The sequence below is a fragment of the Sulfuricurvum sp. RIFOXYD12_FULL_44_77 genome (genome assembly GCF_001830725.1).
Classification (GTDB): Bacteria; Campylobacterota; Campylobacteria; order Campylobacterales; family Sulfurimonadaceae; genus Sulfuricurvum; species Sulfuricurvum kujiense_A.
In genome coordinates this window covers 1-2,946 of the sequence record NZ_MIBU01000291.1, presented here as the reverse complement: position 1 = coordinate 2,946, position 2,946 = coordinate 1, and the positions used below count along the sequence as shown (strand labels likewise).

Here is a 2,946-nt window from a genome sequence, read left to right as displayed (position 1 = left end):
TTTTTTCGCCGTGCGAAGTTCGCTCGTGTTAGTCAATTGCATCATTTTTTGCTTAATTTTCAAAGTGAAAAGCTCAATTTTTTTCTCTTTGAGCATACCTTGAAGTTCAGCAGCTGTTTTGTCGTTCAAATCAGTATATTTCATTGCTCATCTCCGCAGTTACAATTTTGGTTTTGAACGGAAGTTTTTGCATCGCAAGCGATAATGCTTCACGCGCAAGAGTCTCTTCAACACCACCCATTTCAAAAATGATACGGCCTGGTTTGATGTTCATTACCCATTGGTCAACAGAACCTTTACCTTTACCCATACGCACTTCAAGTGGTTTGGCAGTCAATGGTTTAGCCGGGAACACACGGATCCAGATTTTACCTTGACGTTTGATATGACGGTTTGCTGCAATACGAGCCGCTTCGATTTGACGAGAGTTAATACGTCCCGCTTCCGTTGCTTTGAATCCGATAGAACCGAAATCAAGTTTATTGGCATTCGTAGCGTAACCTCGGTTACGCCCTTTCATCATTTTACGATATTTCGTACGTTTAGGCATCAACATGATTAGTTAGCCTTTCGTCGTGGACGACGTTGTTGATCGTCACCACGCTCTTCTTTAGATTCTTTAGCTTCTGGTTGAATTCCTTTAGTGAGAACCTCACCTTTGAAAATCCAAACTTTGATACCGATTACACCGTAAGTGGTGTGCGCTTCAGCAAAACCGTAATCGATTTTTGCACGAAGCGTATGCAACGGTACGCGACCTTCAAGGTACCACTCAGTACGAGCGATCTCAGCACCGCCAAGACGACCTGCAACTGAAACTTTAATACCTTTAGCCCCTGCACGTTGTGCATTTTGCATAACTTTTTTCATCGCGCGGCGGAAAGCAACACGTTTTTCAAGTTGAGTCGCAACGTTTTCTGCAACGAGTTGTGCAGATGCTTGTGCTTTTTTCTCTTCTTTGATGTTAACTGCTACCGGTTTACCAATAAGGGTTTGAAGAGATTCTTTGATTTTTTCAATGTCAGAACCTTTCTTACCGATAATGATACCAGGACGAGCCGCAATGATCGTAACGCGAAGACGTTTCGCAGTACGCTCGATCACGATGTTGCTCACACCTGCGTAGTAGAGTTCTTTTTTCAAATAGGTACGGATTTTATGGTCTTCGCCCAAAGAAACCGCAGCTGTTTTAAAGTTAGGAAACCAACGAGATTCCCAGTTGCGGTTGATACCGAGACGAAGTCCGATAGGATTAACTTTATGACCCATAATTATTTACCCTCTACTTCTACCAAAATGTGTGCTGTCGGCTTACGGATACCAGAAGCGGTACCACGTGCACGTTGAGTGAAACGTTTAAGTACCGGACCGTTATCAACGCGGCATGATTTGATAACACAATCTTGCGCATCGATACCGCTGTTAGCTACTGCTGACGCAACCACTTTAGCGATGATTTTTGCAGCTTTGTTTGGAGTAAACTCCAATGCAGCCATTGCTTGCTCTGCATTCATTCCTTGAACTTCGCGAGCGATCAAACGAGATTTAGTCGGAGATACGCGAACGAATTTTAATAGTGCTCTTGCCATATCTCTTCCTTATTTCCCGATTTTCTTTTGTACAGAACCTTTATGGCCCTTAAACGTACGTGTTGGTGAAAATTCACCAAGTTTGTAACCAACGTGGTTTTCCGTTACGAAAACCGGTACAAACTGACGGCCATTGTGGACGGTAAACGTTAAACCGATCATATCTGGCAAGATCACACTACGGCGTGACCAAGTTTTGATAGGCTTGTTGCTTTTCGTCTCTTTGGCAGCAATCACTTTTTTCATTAGGTGTCCGTCAACAAACGGTCCTTTTTTTACTGATCTAGCCATTATCTACCTCTTCGGATTTGATTTACGGCGAGTAATAATAAGTCTATCACTTGCTTTCTTCTTACGTGTTTTAGCACCTTTAGTCGGTTTACCCCATGGAGTAACCGGGTGACGTCCTGAGTTTGTTTTACCTTCACCACCACCATGCGGGTGATCGATAGGATTCATAGCAGAACCACGTGTTTGAGGACGGATACCCATATGACGAGTACGACCTGCTTTACCAAGAACGATGTTGATGTACTCTTCGTTACCGACAGTACCGACAGTCGCCATACATTCACCCAATACATAACGCATTTCACTTGACGGAAGACGAAGAGAAACATATTTTCCCTCACGACCCATGATTTGCGCAGATGTTCCGGCTGAACGGACGATTTGTCCACCTTTACCCGGTTTAAGTTCGATGTTATGAATCGTTGTCCCCACAGGGATATTCATCAATTTCATCGCGTTACCCGCTTTAATGTCCAAACCGCTCTCAGCAGCAGCAACAACATCACCGACTACCAAACCTTTTGGCTGGAGGATGTAACGTTTGTCACCGTCTACATAATTGATAAGAGCGATACGACAGTTACGGTACGGATCGTATTCGATTGCAGCAACAGTACCAGGAACACCGAATTTGTTACGTTTGAAATCGATAATACGGTAAAGCTTTTTAGCTCCCGCTTCTTTATGACGTGATGTGATACGACCGTTGTTGTTACGTCCCGCAGCTGCAGGGATTTTAATCAACAAAGAACGAACAGACGCTTTTGCCGTGATATCCGAGTTGTCAACGTTTGTATAAAAACGTCGGCTCGGGGTTGTTGGTTTATACGTTTTGATCGCCATATTACACCGCCAAACTATCGATTTGTGCGCCTTCTGGCAATTTCACATAAAACTTTTTAAAGTCATTTTGTTTGCCAGCAAGACCACGGAAACGTTTAACTTTTCCGCTTTGGTTTAGTGAGTTTACGCGAGCCGGAACGATTCCGAAATACTCTCTAAACACCTCTTTAAGAGCGTTCTTTGTCATACGTGGAGACGTTTGAACAACGATTACACCCTCTTC

General features: G+C 43.6%; 7 protein-coding genes. All 7 read right to left on the bottom strand.

Translation table 11 applies throughout. The annotated features are described in order from the left end of the window. On the bottom strand, positions 1-144 hold a 144-nt coding region (gene rpmC / locus A2517_RS10785; protein ID WP_294896903.1), incomplete at its 3' end, for a 50S ribosomal protein L29. Continuing rightward, the gene (gene rplP / locus A2517_RS10780; RefSeq protein ID WP_013459061.1) at positions 131-556 is read right to left on the bottom strand and encodes a 50S ribosomal protein L16; all 426 of its coding nucleotides are present in this window, start codon (positions 554-556) and stop codon (positions 131-133) included. The genes rpmC and rplP, both read right to left, overlap by 14 nt. Before the next feature lie 2 nt (positions 557-558). After that, positions 559-1,269, bottom strand: coding sequence for a 30S ribosomal protein S3 (gene rpsC / locus A2517_RS10775; protein ID WP_294896900.1), 711 nt, complete (start codon positions 1,267-1,269; stop codon positions 559-561). 2 nt (positions 1,270-1,271) lie between these two features. After that, a complete protein-coding gene (gene rplV / locus A2517_RS10770; protein WP_013459059.1) occupies positions 1,272-1,589 on the bottom strand; it encodes a 50S ribosomal protein L22 in 318 nt (105 codons plus the stop codon). A 9-nt stretch (positions 1,590-1,598) separates the two neighbouring features. Next, positions 1,599-1,880 carry a 30S ribosomal protein S19 gene (gene rpsS, locus A2517_RS10765; protein WP_015652597.1) on the bottom strand — a complete coding sequence of 94 codons (282 nt, stop codon included), beginning with the start codon at positions 1,878-1,880 and terminating at the stop codon, positions 1,599-1,601. A 3-nt stretch (positions 1,881-1,883) separates the two neighbouring features. Next, on the bottom strand, positions 1,884-2,723 hold the full coding sequence (gene rplB, locus A2517_RS10760) for a 50S ribosomal protein L2 (RefSeq protein WP_294896898.1): 840 nt from the start codon (positions 2,721-2,723) through the stop codon (positions 1,884-1,886). A 1-nt stretch (position 2,724) separates the two neighbouring features. After that, a partial coding sequence (locus A2517_RS10755; RefSeq protein ID WP_294896896.1) for a 50S ribosomal protein L23 occupies positions 2,725-2,946 on the bottom strand: 222 nt, incomplete at its 5' end.

Excerpts from the sequence above, each read along its gene's own strand:
- rplP (WP_013459061.1), bottom strand. The coding sequence starts at position 556 with ATGTTGATGCCTAAACGTACGAAATATCGTAAAATGATGAAAGGGCGT.
- rpsC (WP_294896900.1), bottom strand. The coding sequence starts at position 1,269 with ATGGGTCATAAAGTTAATCCTATCGGACTTCGTCTCGGTATCAACCGC.
- rplV (WP_013459059.1), bottom strand. The coding sequence starts at position 1,589 with ATGGCAAGAGCACTATTAAAATTCGTTCGCGTATCTCCGACTAAATCT.
- rpsS (WP_015652597.1), bottom strand. The coding sequence starts at position 1,880 with ATGGCTAGATCAGTAAAAAAAGGACCGTTTGTTGACGGACACCTAATG.
- rplB (WP_294896898.1), bottom strand. The coding sequence starts at position 2,723 with ATGGCGATCAAAACGTATAAACCAACAACCCCGAGCCGACGTTTTTAT.